Source organism: Daejeonella sp. AP26, assembly GCF_056680515.1.
In genome coordinates, this window is sequence record NZ_CM155286.1 from 108,734 (window position 1) to 124,362 (window position 15,629).

Consider the following 15,629-nt stretch of genomic DNA (forward strand, 5'->3'; position numbering starts at 1 on the left):
GTAGGTTGTTCCATGTGCTTAACTTCCTGCCAAAGGTGACCCGAAGATGCCTACGGCTAGTTCTGCCCAAATGAGGATCAGCCCTAAAAGTATAACAGCAAGGACGCCGTACTGGTAGTCCTTATTTCGGATCTTCCGCATTACAAACTCACATAGCAGACCAGTGCCGAGTAAGAGGACGCCAGCGATTACAAAATCGCTTCCGGTCCAGCTAACTTCCTTGGTGAACTGCATTGCGATGAATGGAATAAGTAATAGAAGTGCTACTGAGAGCACAATGCCGGTAAGTCTTTTGTTCTTCGTAATCATGATTTTCTTGTTTTAGTATTTGTTTATATATCTGTTATTTAGGGTGTTAGAAGCTGGTTTTCATCATTTCTATCTTATCGAATAATTCACCCACACCCAACGCTGCCCAGAGAATGAAGATGCCCAGTAGAAGCTTCAGAATCCCGAATTTGGGAATGTGAAAGCCGGTCCATTTCTTAAGAATCTCGTTGATGGGAAGAAAATAAACAAGGGAGAGAAGTACTATGAAAACTCCAAAAGCAGAGTCGTTCCCCCAAAATGTATTTACTAGACCCATTGCAAAAAATAAAATTCCGAAGAGCCAGCTGGAGATGGTCAAAGCAGTTGACCCGTCATTTACCGCTATTTCTTTCTGGTGTTGATTTTTGTTGTTCATAATTTTATGGTTAAGCTCGGTTATTTGTATTTCTAATCCCACATAGTGCCGTTCAGTCCTAATGCTATTCCAAGCCAAAGGACGATGATGTATACGATCAGGCTTAGTACCATAGCAAATGGTTCTCGCCAACCGCCCCGGACACGCAGGTGATCCATGTTGTAATAAAACAAACCGCCCAGTGCACCGGCTGCCGGTACCATGAGTAGGGGTTTAATCATCCAGACCTTTGACCATGCAGGGTTGGCCTGCTGGCCACCAATCAGGAAAAAGCTGATCAGGATTAGCCCGATTGCCGCACCCTGCAGCATTTTTTTACTAGCTGAAACAGGATGGATTGGTTGATTGGGATACTCGTTTATCGGTGTCATAGTAATTGTTTTTAATGATGTCTAAAGTACTTTGAAATACAAAGTGTAAGGTTAAAAAAAATGTTAAATCTCTTTTCTGTTAGTTATAATTAGTTGCTCCAATGCATCGAGGTGACTCTTAAAGGCGTCGCGGCCTGCATCTGTAGCATGGTAAGTGGTGTTTGGTTTACGTCCTACAAATTGCTTTTCCACACTCAAATATTCTGCTTCTTCCAGCGCCCTCAGGTGACTGGCCAAATTACCATCGGTCAATTGCAGTGTATCCTTCAGCGTACTAAAGTCTACCCGTTCATCCACCATCAAAACCGACATAATACCTAGTCGCACCCTGCTTTCGAAGGCTTTATTTATATTTTCAAGATAATCTTTCACAGGTCAGCTAGCGTTCGTATTTATAATACACCAGCGCACCATACACTATGTGCAGCACACCAAATCCCAAAGTCCAGGCAATTAGACCATAACCCACAAAAAAGCTGGCTAGTAAGCCGATTATAATTTCACAGATGCTCAGGTAACGGATATCACTCAGCGTATACTTACTGGCATTTAACAATGCGCAACCATAGAAAATCAACATCACGGGAGCCACCAGGAACAATAAGTTATGATAAATTAATATCGCACAAAAAATACCGCCTGCCGCCAAAGGAATAAACAGGTTAATTAGCATCCGTTCGGTCTTGCTATCCCAAACACGCTGGCTTTTTTTCCGGGCATTGCGGGCGGTGAAATAAATAGCCGAGCAAAGTGCAAGAACGAATACAAGCCCTGTTACTAAAAGCATGAATATAACAGCTTCTCTTGAAAGATCGCGACCAAGGGTTTGACTATAGTCTATATTATGCTTTACCATGTACCACTTCGCCACAGCAGCCCCTATAAGCGCCGAAACTCCCGCTGCTACACCAGAAAGGCCGCTCAACGAGATAAAGCGTGATGAACGATCCATGATATTACGGATCTCGTGAAGAGTGGCTAACTGGTCTTGCTCTTGGTTCATTATAAAAGTACTTTGTACTTCAAAGTTAGTAATAGTTTATATAATAGCAAGTGATGGAATAAATATTTATTGAAGAGGTGCGAATCAGGGGAGGGTCACCACAGATTTCAAAACCATGGGAATGATAAAACAAGGATCGCGATGTTTAGAATGCTGTTTTAGGTAGCTATAATGTGATTTGTTAATTGAACTGTCACCTAGAAATGTTAAATTTTTTTGATAAAGCCTAAAGGGCTTACACATCATAACTGGGGGCATCGCCCCCAGTTAGTTAAGATATGACGAATTTCTAGCCTGAAGGACTAAAACAAGGCCTGCTTAATTGTCTAACGGAACACTCTGTTTCCGCCCTTCAGGCTGATTTAGCATCCAGGCTGTCATTATCTTGGGACGATGTCCCAAGTTTTGCTGTATCAGGCCTTCAGCCAGAGGTAATGTGCAAGGGATTTTTGGAATCTGGCTAAACTCTCTCCTTCTTCCCCGATTTCACACTCCTGAAAATCGCATCAATCACCTTCATATCCATCATGCCCATTTCACCGGGAACGCGGCTAGCTTTCTTTTGCATGATGCACCGGGCAAAGTCATCCATTTGCAAAGCCTGCTCATAAACCTGCGGGAAATCCATTGGTCCCTTTGGAGTTTTTCCATTTTGTCCGCCGTAGCCATAGGCTGGCTCTATCTCAAACTTACCTTTTTCTGCCGTCGCCCTCAAATAACTGTAGTTCTTCGCAAAACTGGTTTCCCCCTTTGCTTTCGTCCCGCCGGGAAACTCTAGTTCCCAGCTAATGGTTTCTTCCACTTCTTTGAAAAGCGAATTGCTGGTTTCCGTTTGCCTGGCAACTACAAAGGCGGGTTCTTCGCCGATGGTATACCGAGAGCCCTGAATAGAATAAATGCCCATGTCCATTAGGGGACCACCTCCCATCGCTTTCTTCAACCGCCATGCATTAGTATCCCCGCCGTAGGTATAGCCGTTCACCGTATCAATGGCAAGCACCTTACCATAAACCTTCTGCTGACCCAAGCGCATCATCTCCATGTTATGAGGTTCGAAATGTAGACGGTAGCCGATGCTGAGCATCCTGTCAGCCTGTTTACAGGCAGCGACCATTTCTTCGCATTCGCCTGCATTCAAAGCCATAGGCTTTTCACAGATCACGTGCTTACCCGCCTTTGCGCCCCGAATCGTGTATTCTTTATGCATGGAAGGTGGCAGTACGACGTAGACAATATCTATTGCGGGGTTCTTTGCGATCTCATCAAAGTTCTCATAATTGTAACAGTTCTCTTTCGGGATTTTATAACGGCTCTGCCAGTCGCTGATCTTGGAAGGAGTACCGCTTACCACGCCGGCCAGGTAGCAATTACTGGTTTCCTGCAGGGCAGGAGCAAGCTGACCACGGGAATAGCCGCCGAGGCCTACCAGTGCAATCCCTAACTTTTTATCCTGCTTTTCCTTTGAAGATTCCATACATCCGAAGGAATATAAGGGGCTAAGCGCAACTGCTCCCACTGCCGTTGAGACAGTGCGGATGAATTTGCGTCGTGAGGAGGGCTTTTTCATGATCAGGAAGGCTAAACGAATTATAAGCTTTTCTTTATTTGACAATCCGTAGAGCCCAGCGGAACTCTACAGACAGTAAGATAAGATAAATTTAATATCAACATCCTGTCTGCCACTTTGTTGACGAACTGGCAATTAGCCATTATCTACAAATCCTGGATACAGTGTCATACCGCCATCTACATAAATAGTGGTGCCGGTAACATAGTCACTTTGCTGTGAAGCAAGCCAGACGGCTACGTTGGCAATATCTTCCGGCATTCCGATACGTTTATAGGGGATGAGCTCCAGCAACTCCTTTTTCTTTTTCTCATCTTTCCAGACCTCATCATTGATGTCCGTTGCGATGGCACCGGGAGAAATGCCGTTTACCCGGATCTTTTTTGGCGCTACTTCCAGGGCAAGTGATTTCATCAGCATCATGATCCCGCCTTTAGAGGAAGCATAGTTAACATGGCCTGCCCATGGAATGATGTCGTGAACTGAACTGATGAATATGATATTTCCGATAGCCTTGTCTTTAGCGTTTTTATTTTCCTGCTTCAGGAATTGCTTTACAGCCTCTCTGGCGCAGAGAAATTGCCCGTCAAGATTAGTGCTCATCACATTCTTCCATTGTTCAAACGTCATGTCGGCAAAGGCAGCGTCGTCCTGGATACCGGCGTTGTTAATTAAAACATCCAGTGTCCCGAACTCATCCGTGACTTCTTTAAACAAACGGAGAACTTCTGCTTCTTCGCCGACGTCAGCTTTGTATATTACCCCGCTGCCACCTGCTTTTTCTATGATCTGTAATGTTTCATTGGCGCCATCTTCGTCACTATAATAGTTCACGATCACATTAGCCCCCTGTTGCCCAAAAGCGATTGCGATCCCCTGTCCAATTCCTGAACTGGCACCCGTAACAAGTACCGTTTGTTTTTTTTCCTTTACTGACATATGAGTTGTTTACACGATTTGATTTCTTCTATTGCAATAGTTGAGCAACAACTAATGCGTGGCGATGTTTATCGACGGGCGTAAATGAGATATCAATTGACTGCAATGATTTATATCAATAGGCCGTAAACGCCCAGAGTTGGCTTGGAGAGATCTCGCTTCTTAGAAGAATTCAGCTACCAATCTCGACCCCTTCTGGGTCGCAAAATGTTTGGATATCATTAACTATAAACGTTTGATGCCTTCGGCATCAGTACAACGTCGCTACAACCAACTTTTGTAGATGCAGGCACTATTACTAATTCAGTCCGCCATATTAAACCGCACGTGACAGTTAAGCTAACTGCTAACACCTACCACCTAATACCTACTACCTAACACCCAATACCTAACCCTCTGCCAGCTAATTTCTCTTAATCAATTGATATTATAACAGAGTTTTTTGCTTCTTAACTTTAGCAACTTACGGCACTAATAATCTTGTCAACTTTTTTAGATCCAGTTTATAATTGACACTTAAATACACCAACTTGAAAAACACCGGTTTACTCCTGCGCTTAGCTCTCCTGATTCTTTTTCCTGCCAAAAACTTCGCCCAGAGCAATCCTTCTATTATTCCACAGCCTGTTAATTTCCAGTCTAAACATGGAAGCTTTGCTGTAAATGAAGAAACGCGGATAAAATATAAACGCTCGGATAAGGAGCTGAAAAAGCTGGCTACTTTTTTTACAAATTATATTCAACAGATCTCAGGTTACGAACTTTCCAACGGATCAAAAAAGGAAAATGTAATTGAATTCAAAATCTCTAACACTAACGGTTTGGGAGAAGAAGGTTACCAGTTGAAAGTAAGTCCTCAGAAGATCTTACTTGAAGCTAATTCAGCGGGTGGCATATTTTACGGAATGCAGTCTATATTCCAGACTTTGCCGCAGGTTCGTACTAATGCAGCTCTTGTGATACCAGCGATGGAGATCTTTGATTTTCCTCGTTTCAAGTATCGCGGGATGCATCTCGATGTCAGCAGGCACTTCTTCTCCGCGGAGATGGTGAAAGAATACATTGACCTGATTTCGCAATACAAGATGAATACGTTTCACTGGCATCTGGTAGATGACCAGGGCTGGCGTATTGAAATTAAAAAATATCCTGAACTGACTAATAAAGGCGCCTGGAGGGTTGATCAGAATCACTTTGCATGGAGTGACCGGCCGCAGGCGAAAGAAGGAGAAGAGCCAACGTACGGCGGCTTTTATACCCAGGAGCAGGTGAAAGACATTATTGAATATGCTGCTCTGCGTAATGTAACCATCATTCCTGAAATTGAAATGCCGGGTCATGTAGCCTCGGCTATTGCGTCGTACCCCCATTTAAGTTGTGTTCAAAAGCCTCAGTATCCCTTAACAGGAGGAAATTATACTGGAATGGCCTCAAATTACTGTGCGGGGAATGAAGAAGTATTTACATTCCTTGAAGATGTGCTCGATGAGGTAACTGCTCTTTTTCCATCAAAGTATATTCATATAGGCGGCGATGAGGTGGATAAAAACCCATGGAAGAATTGTACGCGTTGCCAGGCACGAATTAAGACTGAGGGTTTAAAGGATGAGGAAGAGCTGCAAAGCTATTTCATCCAAAGAATTGAAAAATACCTGGTCAGCAAAGACCGTAAGATAATAGGATGGGATGAAATACTGGAAGGTGGTTTAGCACCGGAAGCGACTGTGATGAGCTGGAGAGGTGAGGCTGGTGGTATTGCTGCCGCAAAGATGAAGCACGATGTGATCATGACTCCCGGCAACCCGGTATATTTTGACCAGTACCAGTCCGGACCTGAAGGCGAACCGCTTGCCATAGGGGGCTTTAACACCTTAAAGGAAGTTTATCATTACGAGCCGATCCCGGTAGAGTTAAACGCGGATGAGGCCAAACACGTGCTGGGTGCCCAGGCTAACTTATGGACGGAATATATCTCTACTGCCGAGCATGTGGAATATATGATCCTTCCAAGGATGCCTGCGCTGGCTGAAGTGGTATGGTCGCAAAAGGAAAGTAAGAACTGGGATGATTTTAGCCGCCGCCTGCAATACCATTTTAAGGCTTATGGTCAAAAGGGGCTGCATCATAGTCCGGGCAATTACACCGTAGATATAAAGCCCGGTTCCCAGAACGGAAAACTGGCAGTCACCCTGACTACTGAAGCCATGAATGGTTTAGTTTACTATACTTTGGACGGTTCAGATCCGTCACTGGAAAGTAGCAAATATCAGGCTCCGGTAAGTATCGATTCCTCGGTAGTTTTAAAAGCAGTAACTGTGTTAAACGGCCGTGTGATGGGAGTGAAGCCAGCTCAGCAATCTTTCGCCGTGCACAAGGCACTCGGTAAGAATGTAGAGTATGTTAATCCAATCAGCCGGTTCTACCAGGCGGATGGCCCGAATACGCTAACAGATGGTGTGAAAGGCACTAATTCAGTAACTAAGTTCTAGCATGGCATCAGTGGCCGCGATCTGATCGCTACGATCGACCTCACGGAGGAAAAAGCAGTAAAACAAATTTCCGCAGGCTTTCTGCAGAACTATAGCGACTGGATCTTTATGCCTTCTCAAGTGAAGTTTGAAACTTCCCTTGATGGCAAAACCTTCAGGGAAGCGAAAATTGTAAACAATTCTGTATCCCCGGAAGAGAAGTCAGCTCTTCAAAATTACACTGCTGATTTTCCTGAACAAAAAGCACGTTATATTCGCGTAAGCGCGAAGAATGGCGTATTGCCGGCCAGTCACGGTAGTGCGGGTAAGCCAGCCTGGGTTTTTGCGGATGAGATTGTAGTCAAATAAGTAAAAATAAGATGAAACGATTGTTAAGCTTGTTCTCTTTAGTCATTTGGTCAATCGCACTGATGGCACAGAATGCTGAAGTAACCTTATACTTTAAGAAACCTGCTGCAGTTTTTGAAGAAGCATTGCCGCTCGGGAATGGAACACTGGGTGCCATGATCGGGGGCAACCCCAACACCGACCGTATCACCCTGAATGAAAAGACGCTGTGGAGTGGTGGAGTTCAGGACGCTGATCGCGCGGATGCTCATACTCACCTTAAGCCGATCCAGAGTTTTTTAGTGGATGGACGGAATAAGGAAGCCCAGGATCTTCTGCAGAAGCAATTCATTTCCAAAGGTTCGGGTTCGGGTCTGGGAAACGGTAAGGACGTGCCTTTTGGTTGCTTTCAAACGTTCGGCGACCTTTGGATTCGCTGGAAAGATACCACTGCGGTTTATACGGATTACAGCCGTAAGCTGGATATCTCCAAAGCGATAGCGGTTACAACCTGGAGACGAAAAAACGTCACTTACAGTCAGCAAGCTTTGGTCAGCATCCCCGGGAAAGTTCTCGTCCTCAGGCTAAAAGCATCTCAAAAGGGAAGGATCAATTTTACGACCACACTAAGCAGGGCAGAGCATTCGCAGATTATTGCAACCGGACAGCGGGTTCTGATGGAAGGTCAGCTCAATAATGGCGATCACCCCGGAATGCGTTTCGCATCTGCTTTGCAGGTGATCAATATAGGCGGTAAAAGATCAATAAAGGGAAAGGAAATAGAGGTTATGGGTGCTGACGAATGCCTTTTGATCTGAACTGCTGCTACTGACTACCTAATTGATGACTATGCCAAACGTGGGCCTGATCCCGTACTCACCGTGGCTAACAACCTGGATCAGGCTGTGCGGAAGACCTTTGTTCAGATTGAGAAAGAGCACTTGAAAGCATACGCATCTTTTTGGGATCGCAACAACTTCAGTCTGCATTCGTCCGTTGCAGGAATTGATGCGCTAAGCACACCGGAACGACTCGCAAGGTATGCCGCTCAAAAACCTGATCCGACTTTACCGGTGTTATACTATAATTTTGGAAAGTATCTGCTCATCTCTTCATCGCAGCCTGGTGGCTTACCGGCAAATCTGCAGGGCTTATGGGCCGACGATTACCAAACCCCATGGAATGGTGATTACCATCTAAACATTAACCTCCAGATGAATTACTGGCTGGCCGACCAAACAGGGTTGGGGGATCTTGCGGAACCCTTACATCGTCTTATTGCTGGTATGGTAACACCCGGAATAAAGACGGCCAAAGCTTATTACAATGCACCGGGGTGGGTGGCGCACGTGATTTCAAATCCATGGGGATTTACTTCGCCCGGTGAAGGTGCCGACTGGGGCTCTACTCTTACGGGAGGTGCCTGGTTATGCCGTCATATATGGGAACACTATCAGTTTAGTCGTGACACCGCTTTTCTGGCCAAATATTATCCTGTAATGAAGGAAGCGGCCATGTTTCTCTCGTCTATCCTGATTGAAGAACCTCAACACAAATGGCTGGTAACTGCGCCTTCGAACTCGCCCGAAAATACTTATATCATGCCCAATGGTTTCAAGGGGCAGACAGTAATGGGGCCGGCGATGGATATGCAGATCAGTCGCGACATTTTTTCAAGTGTCATTGAAGCTGCCGCGATTCTGAAGAAGGATAAGGAATGGACTACAAAACTGGATAGTATACGGTCAAGGCTTGCTCCAAACCAGATAGGTAAAGAAGGCGATATCAACGAGTGGCTTGCCGATTGGAAGGATGCAGAGCCTTCGCATCGCCATGTTTCTCATCTTTATGCCCTGCATCCGTTTGATGAGATCACTCCCTGGGCGACGCCCGAGCTAGCGAACGCTGCCCGTGAAACCTTAGAGCAGCGCGGTGATGGCGGAACCGGGTGGTCGAAAGCCTGGAAGATCAATTTCTGGGCGCGTTTAGGCGACGGCGACCATGCACTGAAACTTTTCCGGGAATTGCTGACGCCGGTAGATCCCCGCAGTAAGTTAAAAATGAGCGGTGGCGGGACTTATCCCAATTTGTTCTGTGCTCATCCGCCATTCCAGATCGACGGCAACTTTGGCGGAACAGCTGGTATCGCCGAGATGCTGATGCAAAGTCAGGGTGTGGATAACGTAATTCGCTTGTTGCCCGCCTTACCTTCGGATGCCGGCTGGCAAAGTGGATCAGTGAAAGGGATGCGTGCCCGGGGAGCTTTTATTGTTGATTTCAGCTGGGAAAAAGGAAAACTGGTGCATGGCAGCATCCGGAGTTTGAAAGGAGGCCACGTTAAAATTCTAATGCCTCCGAACGCCCGTATAAAGAGTGCGGCGGGGAAAGTAATTGTTGGTCCCGTAAGAGATAGTCGTATTGCAGAGTTTCCTGCTGAAAAGAATGGCACCTATGTAATCTCATTTTAATTGATCTGGTACTGACTTAAAAAAATGATACATGATGAAACGAATATTTTTGACAGTGTTGGTGTACGTTTTACTCCTATTGGGTAGCGCATCAAACGGACAAACGAAATCTTCTTCAGGTGAAATTCTCGCCGCAACGCCGCCTATGGGCTGGATGAGCTGGAATTATTTTGCTGATAAAATTAATGAGAAAGAATTGCGGGAAATGGCCGACGCGATGGTTAGTTCCGGGATGTTAGATGCAGGCTAATCAGTATCTTTTTATTGATGACGGCTGGCAGGGTGGCCGTGATAATAGGAATAATATCCTGGCTGATCCTGCTAAGTTTCCCTCAGGAATTAAAGCTCTTGCGGACTATGTTCACAGTAAAGGCTTAAAACTCGGTATCTATTCAGACGCCGCACAGCTTACCTGTGCCGGCTACACAGCCAGCTTAAACTTCGAAGCACAGGATGCCAGGACCTTTGCTGCCTGGGGAATTGACTATCTGAAATATGATTACTGCGGCGCTCCTGCAGACTCTGCGACGGCTGTAATCCGCTATAAAAAAATGGGTGAGGCTCTCCGGAAAAGTGGCCGTGATATCGCTTTTGGTATTTGCGAGTGGGGTGACAGAAAACCTTGGCACTGGGCCGCCGAAACAGGCGGGCAGCTTTGGCGTACGACAGCCGATGTTCGCGATAAATGGAAAAGCAAAAACTCCTTCAATTCGGCCAAAGAACTTCATGGTATTGGTGCGGGTATCCTGGACATTGCAGATATTAACAGCAGCCTGAGCCAATATGCCAGACCGGGAGCCTGGAATGATATGGACATGCTGATAGTTGGCTTGTATGGTAAGAAAGGCCCTTCCGGCGACTTGGGCGGTATCGGTTGTACAGATACGGAATATCAGAGCCAAATGAGCTTATGGAGTATGATGGCATCCCCGCTTGCGGCCACAAATGATATCCGCAACATGAATGCGGCTACAAAGCGCATTTTATTAAATAAGGAGATCATTGCGATAAACCAGGACGCGCTGGGTAAACAAGCTGAACGAAAGGTAAGCAATGAGGATTGGAGCGTTTTCGTGAAGCCATTGAGTAACGGCGATTATGCAGTTGCGATTTTAAACCGTTCGGACAAGACGAAGAATTATTCGATCAAATGGTCAACACTGGGACTAACCGATCAATATGTAATTCGTGACGTCTGGCAGCATAAGCTAATCAGTAAAGGCCGGAAATGGAAAGGACGGGTCCTAAGCCATGAAACGAGGGTCTTTCTGTTAAAAAAGGTTTAATGAGAATTACTTAATCTTTCGGAGTGCTGAGCTTTTGTGGGCAGCGATATGATCGGTTTTATCACTCTTGATCTCGTATTGCGGATCATCTTTGCTTGCGTGATGGGTGTACCCTTTATAAGGAAAGTCAGATGTATGAACTTTAATAATGGTACCGCTGACCTGGCCGGCCTCCGAGTTCCAGCTAACGTGATCACCAACCTTGAAAGCAATTGACATAATTTTCAGATTGAACATAGAACCGATCTATTGGTTCGGACAACTAAATTAACAATAAAATCATCGAAGAAATAATGAAATACCTGGTTGCAATTTTTGTCTTCTGCTGTCTGAGCCTTTCGGCATCGGCACAACGTGACACCTTAAATCTCGACAAAGGCTGGCAATTTGCCGTCGACAAGAAAGCCGAAGGTATGGCCAGTGCCTGGTTCAATAAACCGCTTGCCGATTCCCGCAAGGTTCAGCTGCCCCATACCTGGAACGTTGAAGATGCCAACCAAAATCATTATGGCTGGGGTTGGTATCAGCAAAAGCTGAATATTTCGGCTAACTGGAAAAATAAAAATGTGGTATTGGTTTTCGGGGCGATCAACCATACTTCGCACATATATATCAATGGCAAGAAAGCATTTGAGAATGTCGGCGATGGCTTCAGCAAGTTTGCCGTCAACCTGAACGGAAAACTTAATTACGGCAAAGAAAATGTGATCACTGTAGCCGTGAATAATGACTACGGCAAAAACAAAGTTCCCTTCGGCAGCTCTTTCGATTGGGCAAACGATGGCGGATTGATCCGTTCGGTCTATGCAATAATTTCAGACAAACCGGCCGCTAATTATATCCACGCAGAACCGGTATTAAAGATGGCCGACAGTTCTGCAACGCTGAAGGTCAAGCTTGGCTTTGATGCTGATGCAAATAAAAATATCCGGCTTGCCGTAACCATCACTGAAGAGAATCAGCCATCAAAGGAGGTGATCCTAAAAGCCACGGGCAAACCAGTGTGGGAAAAAGGGGAAGCAATTCTAAAATATGCTTTACCGCGCGTGAATCTCTGGCATTTTGATCATCCCAACCTTTACCGTATTGATGTGACCGTGTTGAATGGCCGTAAAGCAGTTGATCAGTTAAGTACCAATGTGGGCTTTCGTGAAATCAAGTTTGTGAATGCGCAAACTCACCTAAATGGCGAGCGCATTAAAGTAATGGGAGTGGAGTGGACGGCGGGATCAAATCCTGATTTTGGGTTTGCCGAACCTGCCTCCGAGATCATTCGGCATGGTAAGCTGATGAAAGATGTAAACTCCATTTTCAGTCGCCAGCATTTTCAGCAGGATGATCTCTTTTATGATTTCTGCGACCGTAATGGAATTATCGTACAGCAGGAGCTTCCGCTTTGGGGACCTGAGACACCATCCAACGATACGATCCGGACCATTGCTATGAGGCAGCTTGAAAGAATGGTGAACAATATGTATAATCATCCCAGCATATTTTCTTGGGGAGTAGGAAACGAACTACGGGGCCGTGATGCAGAGATGAAAGAAATGATCGCCGATCTGCTGAAAAGATCGCGGGAGCTTGATCCGACAAGGATGACCGGATATGTAAGTAATACCTTAACAAGCAGCTTCTATAATAACCCGAAATTTGTTCCTGATGCTGCGGCTGACGGCGATTACCTGATGATGAATGAATATGGTGGCAGCTGGTGGGATATCCCCAATGGGAAAATCCATAGTTACCTGGATAGTGTGCATCAGAGCTATCCGAAGATGCCCTTCTTTATTTCCGAATTTGGCTTATGCGAACCAAATTTCAAGGGAGGTGATGTGAGAAGAATTGAAGACATGATCTATCATATGGCTATCTATGAAAGCAAACCCTATGTAGAAGGCGCCATTTATTTTGACCTTACGGATTACCGCACTCACTACCCAGGCACACCAGAGAAAAACAAATTTAGAAGAAGGGTGCATGGCGTTTATGATATGTATGGGTATCCGAAACCATCTATGAGAGTGTTGCGGGAACTTTCATCGCCGGTAGAAGTGCAGCAGCTCCGCCAATGGAAAGAGGGGAAAGCCAACGTATTAATATTCGGTTCCATTGGATTACCACAGCATTCCGTAAAAGGTTATAAGTTATACCTGAGTGATAAAACAGATAATTATTCTGGCACGAAAGCGTATGATCTACCTGAGATAAAGCCCGGTGAACGCCTGAATTTTGAAGTGGATGATCTTTACAACGGCCAGGGTATTATAACGATCGTAAGACCGACCGGCTTTGTGGCTTCTCAGAAATCATTTTACTGGACGGAAGCAGACCAATAGGAACTGCTATTTATGTTACTGGTAAAGCAGTCGCCGACTCAGTGATAAGAGTTAGAGATTTGTTGATCTGTAGAGCCTAAAAAACTCCACACACAAAACTTTATGGATTTCTTGTTTTGTTAGTTTAAGTTGATGCCGAAGGTGTCGAACGTTTATAGGAAAGATATTGCTTACGGAGTACGACCCCGAGGGGGTCGTAGATTTAGGATTGGTATTTTTCTATAAACGGGTTATCCCTTCGGGATAATTGGGCCATTGTTCCTGATGAGTAGCCGAAGAAGCAAGGTCAAGCATCTGGCAAAAAAGAAATCCTAACTTATGTTGCCAAGAGTTTTGGTGAACAATAGATCAAAAGCCTCTTTCAAACGGCAAGGAAATCAATGAATACTGAACTTCTAAAAATTGTACCTGTTCTCCCCTCTGCAGATATTGCGAGAGATATTGCCTGGTATAAAACTAAAACCGGCTTTGAAACCTATTTCGCTGACGATATGTATGCGGTACTTTACCGGGAAAAACCTTGTTATACACTTACAATGGCATGCAGACACGGAGAGCGATCCTTTGTTAGGAGGTTCGGTGATCAGGGTTTATGTGAAGCATATTCAAGCCCTTTTGGAAGAGTTCGTAATAAGAGGAACTGTTACCGCTAATGCGTTTAAGCATCATACTCCCTGGGGAACTAATGAGTTTGGTTTTTTTGATCTTAATCAGAATGCCGTCTTTATTATGGAAGACATTTAAATGCAAGATCACTAAGAAGCGTAATCATCCTATTTAACAAATCTCCGTGAGGCAGTACAGCTTTCAAAATCATTGTAAATGATAAATAAGGATGCTAACTTTAAGTGAAAAACACTGATAAAAAATATCAGGGAGCTCCTCGGAGCTAGGTGGTATAGCGGATAATTTCTCACACGAAGCCACTCCCGGAGCTTAGAAGCGTTTCCCAGAGTTTTTCGGACTGCAGTGCACTTCCGTTATCCGCTATATTCTTCGGTAGGAGCAGCCTGTTTGTAGAGGTCGATTAAAGGATAGTTCAGCTCCAAAGGAGCTTCCTGCATTCGCTAATATTTATGGAATAATTAATTCGGGTTCGAGCTTGCGTTTTCGTTCAGCAAAATTCTTTGACCATGATACGATTTCTCGCTTTTTCTTGCAGCACTATCAAATAAAAGAAGAAATAATCTGTTAATTGGATTTGCCAAATTTCCCACAGATTAAGCTTCCACTAAGTAAATGGCGCTTTAACGTACAAAAATGTATACCTTCTTAATAGCTTGTATGATTTTGTTTGGTCGGGGTTCAATGTGGAAAGCTCCAACGAAGCAAAGAACTATATGGTTAACCACGAGGGCTTATATTGAGTCAGTTTCAGTATATTTATTTATGACTATTCAAAGAAAGCATGTAAGTAAACTCAAGGAAATTTTGCTAGGTAGCTTGCTTTTGTTGAGCATTTTTTGTCTTCCTTCTTTCAGTATAGCTGCACAGGTAAAGTCGAAGCAGGCTGCACAAACCGAATTGCCGATGATGAATCTGCAGAGGGACGGCCGGTCGCTGGTATATAAATATGCATCTATTTCAAGCAGAACTCTCCAAAACTGCGCGTTTCAGAGAATTGATTTTGCTCATATCCTTCGTTCCTACAACGGGGTATTGCAGACACGCATAAAGCACCTGGCTGTTCAAAGCAGGCATTTCAGCAAACTCCGGGTTTATATTCCTGCAAGGATAATTTCTCAATATCCTGAAGAAGAATTCATTATTTCCTGATTAGGACTGTGGCTTAAGCTGCTGTCCTCACTACTTACTATCAACTTTTCGAATTATTACCACTCATCAGGAGAGTGAATTTATTCTGCGTGACATGAAAATTCTCAAAAAGAGTTTAAGATGGTTTATACTCATCTCATTTATACTACTCGCCTCGGCTGGTCTAGGTATTAACGGAGCTATTACAGTTGTGGAGACCAGAAAAAGGGAGTCCGAAAACGACGCCAGGATTGAACAGGTTGATCAGATTGGAAATACTTCGGAAAAAAATTAAATCAGCTAAAGCGATTTACTGAACATCCGTATTTGGACTAATCGATTTTGTGATTATTTTAGTTATTGAAGGCCGGTTTTTACCACTTCCGGGTAAAGGGTAAACGTG

The 15,629-nt window shown here is 44.6% G+C and carries 18 protein-coding genes; 10 read left to right on the plus strand and 8 right to left on the minus strand.

Annotated elements, in window-relative coordinates; genetic code table 11:
- Nucleotides 1-18: 18 nt before the first annotated feature.
- The 7 genes from AC1MCB_RS00405 to AC1MCB_RS00435 form a co-directional block, all read right to left on the minus strand.
- Nucleotides 19-309, minus strand: a complete 291-nt coding sequence (locus AC1MCB_RS00405) for a hypothetical protein (protein ID WP_479966770.1) — start codon at nt 307-309, stop codon at nt 19-21.
- Between the two features lie 46 nt (nt 310-355).
- Complete coding sequence (locus tag AC1MCB_RS00410; protein ID WP_479966771.1) at nt 356-685, minus strand: hypothetical protein; 330 nt, start codon at nt 683-685, stop codon at nt 356-358.
- Between the two features lie 32 nt (nt 686-717).
- On the minus strand, nt 718-1,056 hold the full coding sequence (locus tag AC1MCB_RS00415; RefSeq protein WP_479966772.1) for a hypothetical protein: 339 nt from the start codon (nt 1,054-1,056) through the stop codon (nt 718-720).
- A gap of 63 nt (nt 1,057-1,119) precedes the next feature.
- Nucleotides 1,120-1,428, minus strand: a complete 309-nt coding sequence (locus tag AC1MCB_RS00420) for a winged helix-turn-helix domain-containing protein (protein ID WP_479966773.1) — start codon at nt 1,426-1,428, stop codon at nt 1,120-1,122.
- Between the two features lie 7 nt (nt 1,429-1,435).
- Complete coding sequence (locus AC1MCB_RS00425) at nt 1,436-2,059, minus strand: hypothetical protein (RefSeq protein ID WP_479966774.1); 624 nt, start codon at nt 2,057-2,059, stop codon at nt 1,436-1,438.
- A 460-nt stretch (nt 2,060-2,519) separates the two neighbouring features.
- The gene (locus AC1MCB_RS00430) at nt 2,520-3,626 is read right to left on the minus strand and encodes a Gfo/Idh/MocA family protein (protein WP_479966775.1); all 1,107 of its coding nucleotides are present in this window, start codon (nt 3,624-3,626) and stop codon (nt 2,520-2,522) included.
- Nucleotides 3,627-3,761: 135 nt separating this feature from the next.
- The gene (locus AC1MCB_RS00435) at nt 3,762-4,565 is read right to left on the minus strand and encodes a glucose 1-dehydrogenase (RefSeq protein ID WP_479966776.1); all 804 of its coding nucleotides are present in this window, start codon (nt 4,563-4,565) and stop codon (nt 3,762-3,764) included.
- Nucleotides 4,566-5,095: 530 nt separating this feature from the next.
- Between AC1MCB_RS00435 and AC1MCB_RS00440 the strand changes: the two genes are divergently transcribed.
- The 6 genes from AC1MCB_RS00440 to AC1MCB_RS00465 all read left to right on the plus strand — a co-directional run bounded on the left by AC1MCB_RS00440 (nt 5,096) and on the right by AC1MCB_RS00465 (nt 11,135).
- Nucleotides 5,096-7,054, plus strand: coding sequence for a beta-N-acetylhexosaminidase (locus tag AC1MCB_RS00440; RefSeq protein WP_479966777.1), 1,959 nt, complete (start codon nt 5,096-5,098; stop codon nt 7,052-7,054).
- A gap of 81 nt (nt 7,055-7,135) precedes the next feature.
- Nucleotides 7,136-7,402: a hypothetical protein gene (locus AC1MCB_RS00445; RefSeq protein ID WP_479968769.1), complete on the plus strand. Its 267-nt coding sequence runs from the start codon at nt 7,136-7,138 to the stop codon at nt 7,400-7,402.
- An 11-nt stretch (nt 7,403-7,413) separates the two neighbouring features.
- Nucleotides 7,414-8,199: a glycoside hydrolase family 95 protein gene (locus AC1MCB_RS00450; protein WP_479966778.1), complete on the plus strand. Its 786-nt coding sequence runs from the start codon at nt 7,414-7,416 to the stop codon at nt 8,197-8,199.
- Nucleotides 8,200-8,286: 87 nt separating this feature from the next.
- A complete protein-coding gene (locus AC1MCB_RS00455) occupies nt 8,287-9,849 on the plus strand; it encodes a glycosyl hydrolase family 95 catalytic domain-containing protein (protein WP_479966779.1) in 1,563 nt (520 codons plus the stop codon).
- A gap of 31 nt (nt 9,850-9,880) precedes the next feature.
- Nucleotides 9,881-10,099, plus strand: a complete 219-nt coding sequence (locus AC1MCB_RS00460) for a hypothetical protein (RefSeq protein WP_479966780.1) — start codon at nt 9,881-9,883, stop codon at nt 10,097-10,099.
- Nucleotides 10,089-11,135, plus strand: a complete 1,047-nt coding sequence (locus AC1MCB_RS00465; protein ID WP_479966781.1) for a glycoside hydrolase family 27 protein — start codon at nt 10,089-10,091, stop codon at nt 11,133-11,135. Before AC1MCB_RS00460 ends, AC1MCB_RS00465 begins: the two co-directional genes overlap by 11 nt.
- Before the next feature lie 6 nt (nt 11,136-11,141).
- Here the strand turns inward: AC1MCB_RS00465 and AC1MCB_RS00470 are convergent, their stop codons facing one another.
- On the minus strand, nt 11,142-11,354 hold the full coding sequence (locus AC1MCB_RS00470; RefSeq protein WP_479966782.1) for a hypervirulence associated TUDOR domain-containing protein: 213 nt from the start codon (nt 11,352-11,354) through the stop codon (nt 11,142-11,144).
- 74 nt (nt 11,355-11,428) lie between these two features.
- Between AC1MCB_RS00470 and AC1MCB_RS00475 the strand changes: the two genes are divergently transcribed.
- From AC1MCB_RS00475 to AC1MCB_RS00490, 4 genes are all read left to right on the plus strand, one after another.
- On the plus strand, nt 11,429-13,471 hold the full coding sequence (locus AC1MCB_RS00475; protein ID WP_479966783.1) for a glycoside hydrolase family 2 protein: 2,043 nt from the start codon (nt 11,429-11,431) through the stop codon (nt 13,469-13,471).
- Nucleotides 13,472-13,939: 468 nt separating this feature from the next.
- Nucleotides 13,940-14,215: a VOC family protein gene (locus AC1MCB_RS00480; RefSeq protein WP_479966784.1), complete on the plus strand. Its 276-nt coding sequence runs from the start codon at nt 13,940-13,942 to the stop codon at nt 14,213-14,215.
- 516 nt (nt 14,216-14,731) lie between these two features.
- The gene (locus tag AC1MCB_RS00485; protein ID WP_479966785.1) at nt 14,732-15,247 is read left to right on the plus strand and encodes a hypothetical protein; all 516 of its coding nucleotides are present in this window, start codon (nt 14,732-14,734) and stop codon (nt 15,245-15,247) included.
- Nucleotides 15,248-15,341: 94 nt separating this feature from the next.
- Entirely contained in the window at nt 15,342-15,521 is a 180-nt protein-coding gene (locus tag AC1MCB_RS00490; RefSeq protein WP_479966786.1) for a hypothetical protein, read from the plus strand.
- Nucleotides 15,522-15,629 lie beyond the last annotated feature (108 nt).

Coding starts and splice junctions, on each gene's coding strand:
- AC1MCB_RS00470 (WP_479966782.1), bottom strand. CDS start 11,354: ATGTCAATTGCTTTCAAGGTTGGTGATCACGTTAGCTGGAACTCGGAG.
- AC1MCB_RS00430 (WP_479966775.1), bottom strand. CDS start 3,626: ATGAAAAAGCCCTCCTCACGACGCAAATTCATCCGCACTGTCTCAACG.
- AC1MCB_RS00425 (WP_479966774.1), bottom strand. CDS start 2,059: ATGAACCAAGAGCAAGACCAGTTAGCCACTCTTCACGAGATCCGTAAT.
- AC1MCB_RS00405 (WP_479966770.1), bottom strand. CDS start 309: ATGATTACGAAGAACAAAAGACTTACCGGCATTGTGCTCTCAGTAGCA.
- AC1MCB_RS00485 (WP_479966785.1), top strand. CDS start 14,732: ATGTATACCTTCTTAATAGCTTGTATGATTTTGTTTGGTCGGGGTTCA.
- AC1MCB_RS00460 (WP_479966780.1), top strand. CDS start 9,881: ATGATGAAACGAATATTTTTGACAGTGTTGGTGTACGTTTTACTCCTA.
- AC1MCB_RS00465 (WP_479966781.1), top strand. CDS start 10,089: ATGCAGGCTAATCAGTATCTTTTTATTGATGACGGCTGGCAGGGTGGC.
- AC1MCB_RS00415 (WP_479966772.1), bottom strand. CDS start 1,056: ATGACACCGATAAACGAGTATCCCAATCAACCAATCCATCCTGTTTCA.
- AC1MCB_RS00410 (WP_479966771.1), bottom strand. CDS start 685: ATGAACAACAAAAATCAACACCAGAAAGAAATAGCGGTAAATGACGGG.
- AC1MCB_RS00450 (WP_479966778.1), top strand. CDS start 7,414: ATGAAACGATTGTTAAGCTTGTTCTCTTTAGTCATTTGGTCAATCGCA.
- AC1MCB_RS00435 (WP_479966776.1), bottom strand. CDS start 4,565: ATGTCAGTAAAGGAAAAAAAACAAACGGTACTTGTTACGGGTGCCAGT.
- AC1MCB_RS00475 (WP_479966783.1), top strand. CDS start 11,429: ATGAAATACCTGGTTGCAATTTTTGTCTTCTGCTGTCTGAGCCTTTCG.
- AC1MCB_RS00490 (WP_479966786.1), top strand. CDS start 15,342: ATGAAAATTCTCAAAAAGAGTTTAAGATGGTTTATACTCATCTCATTT.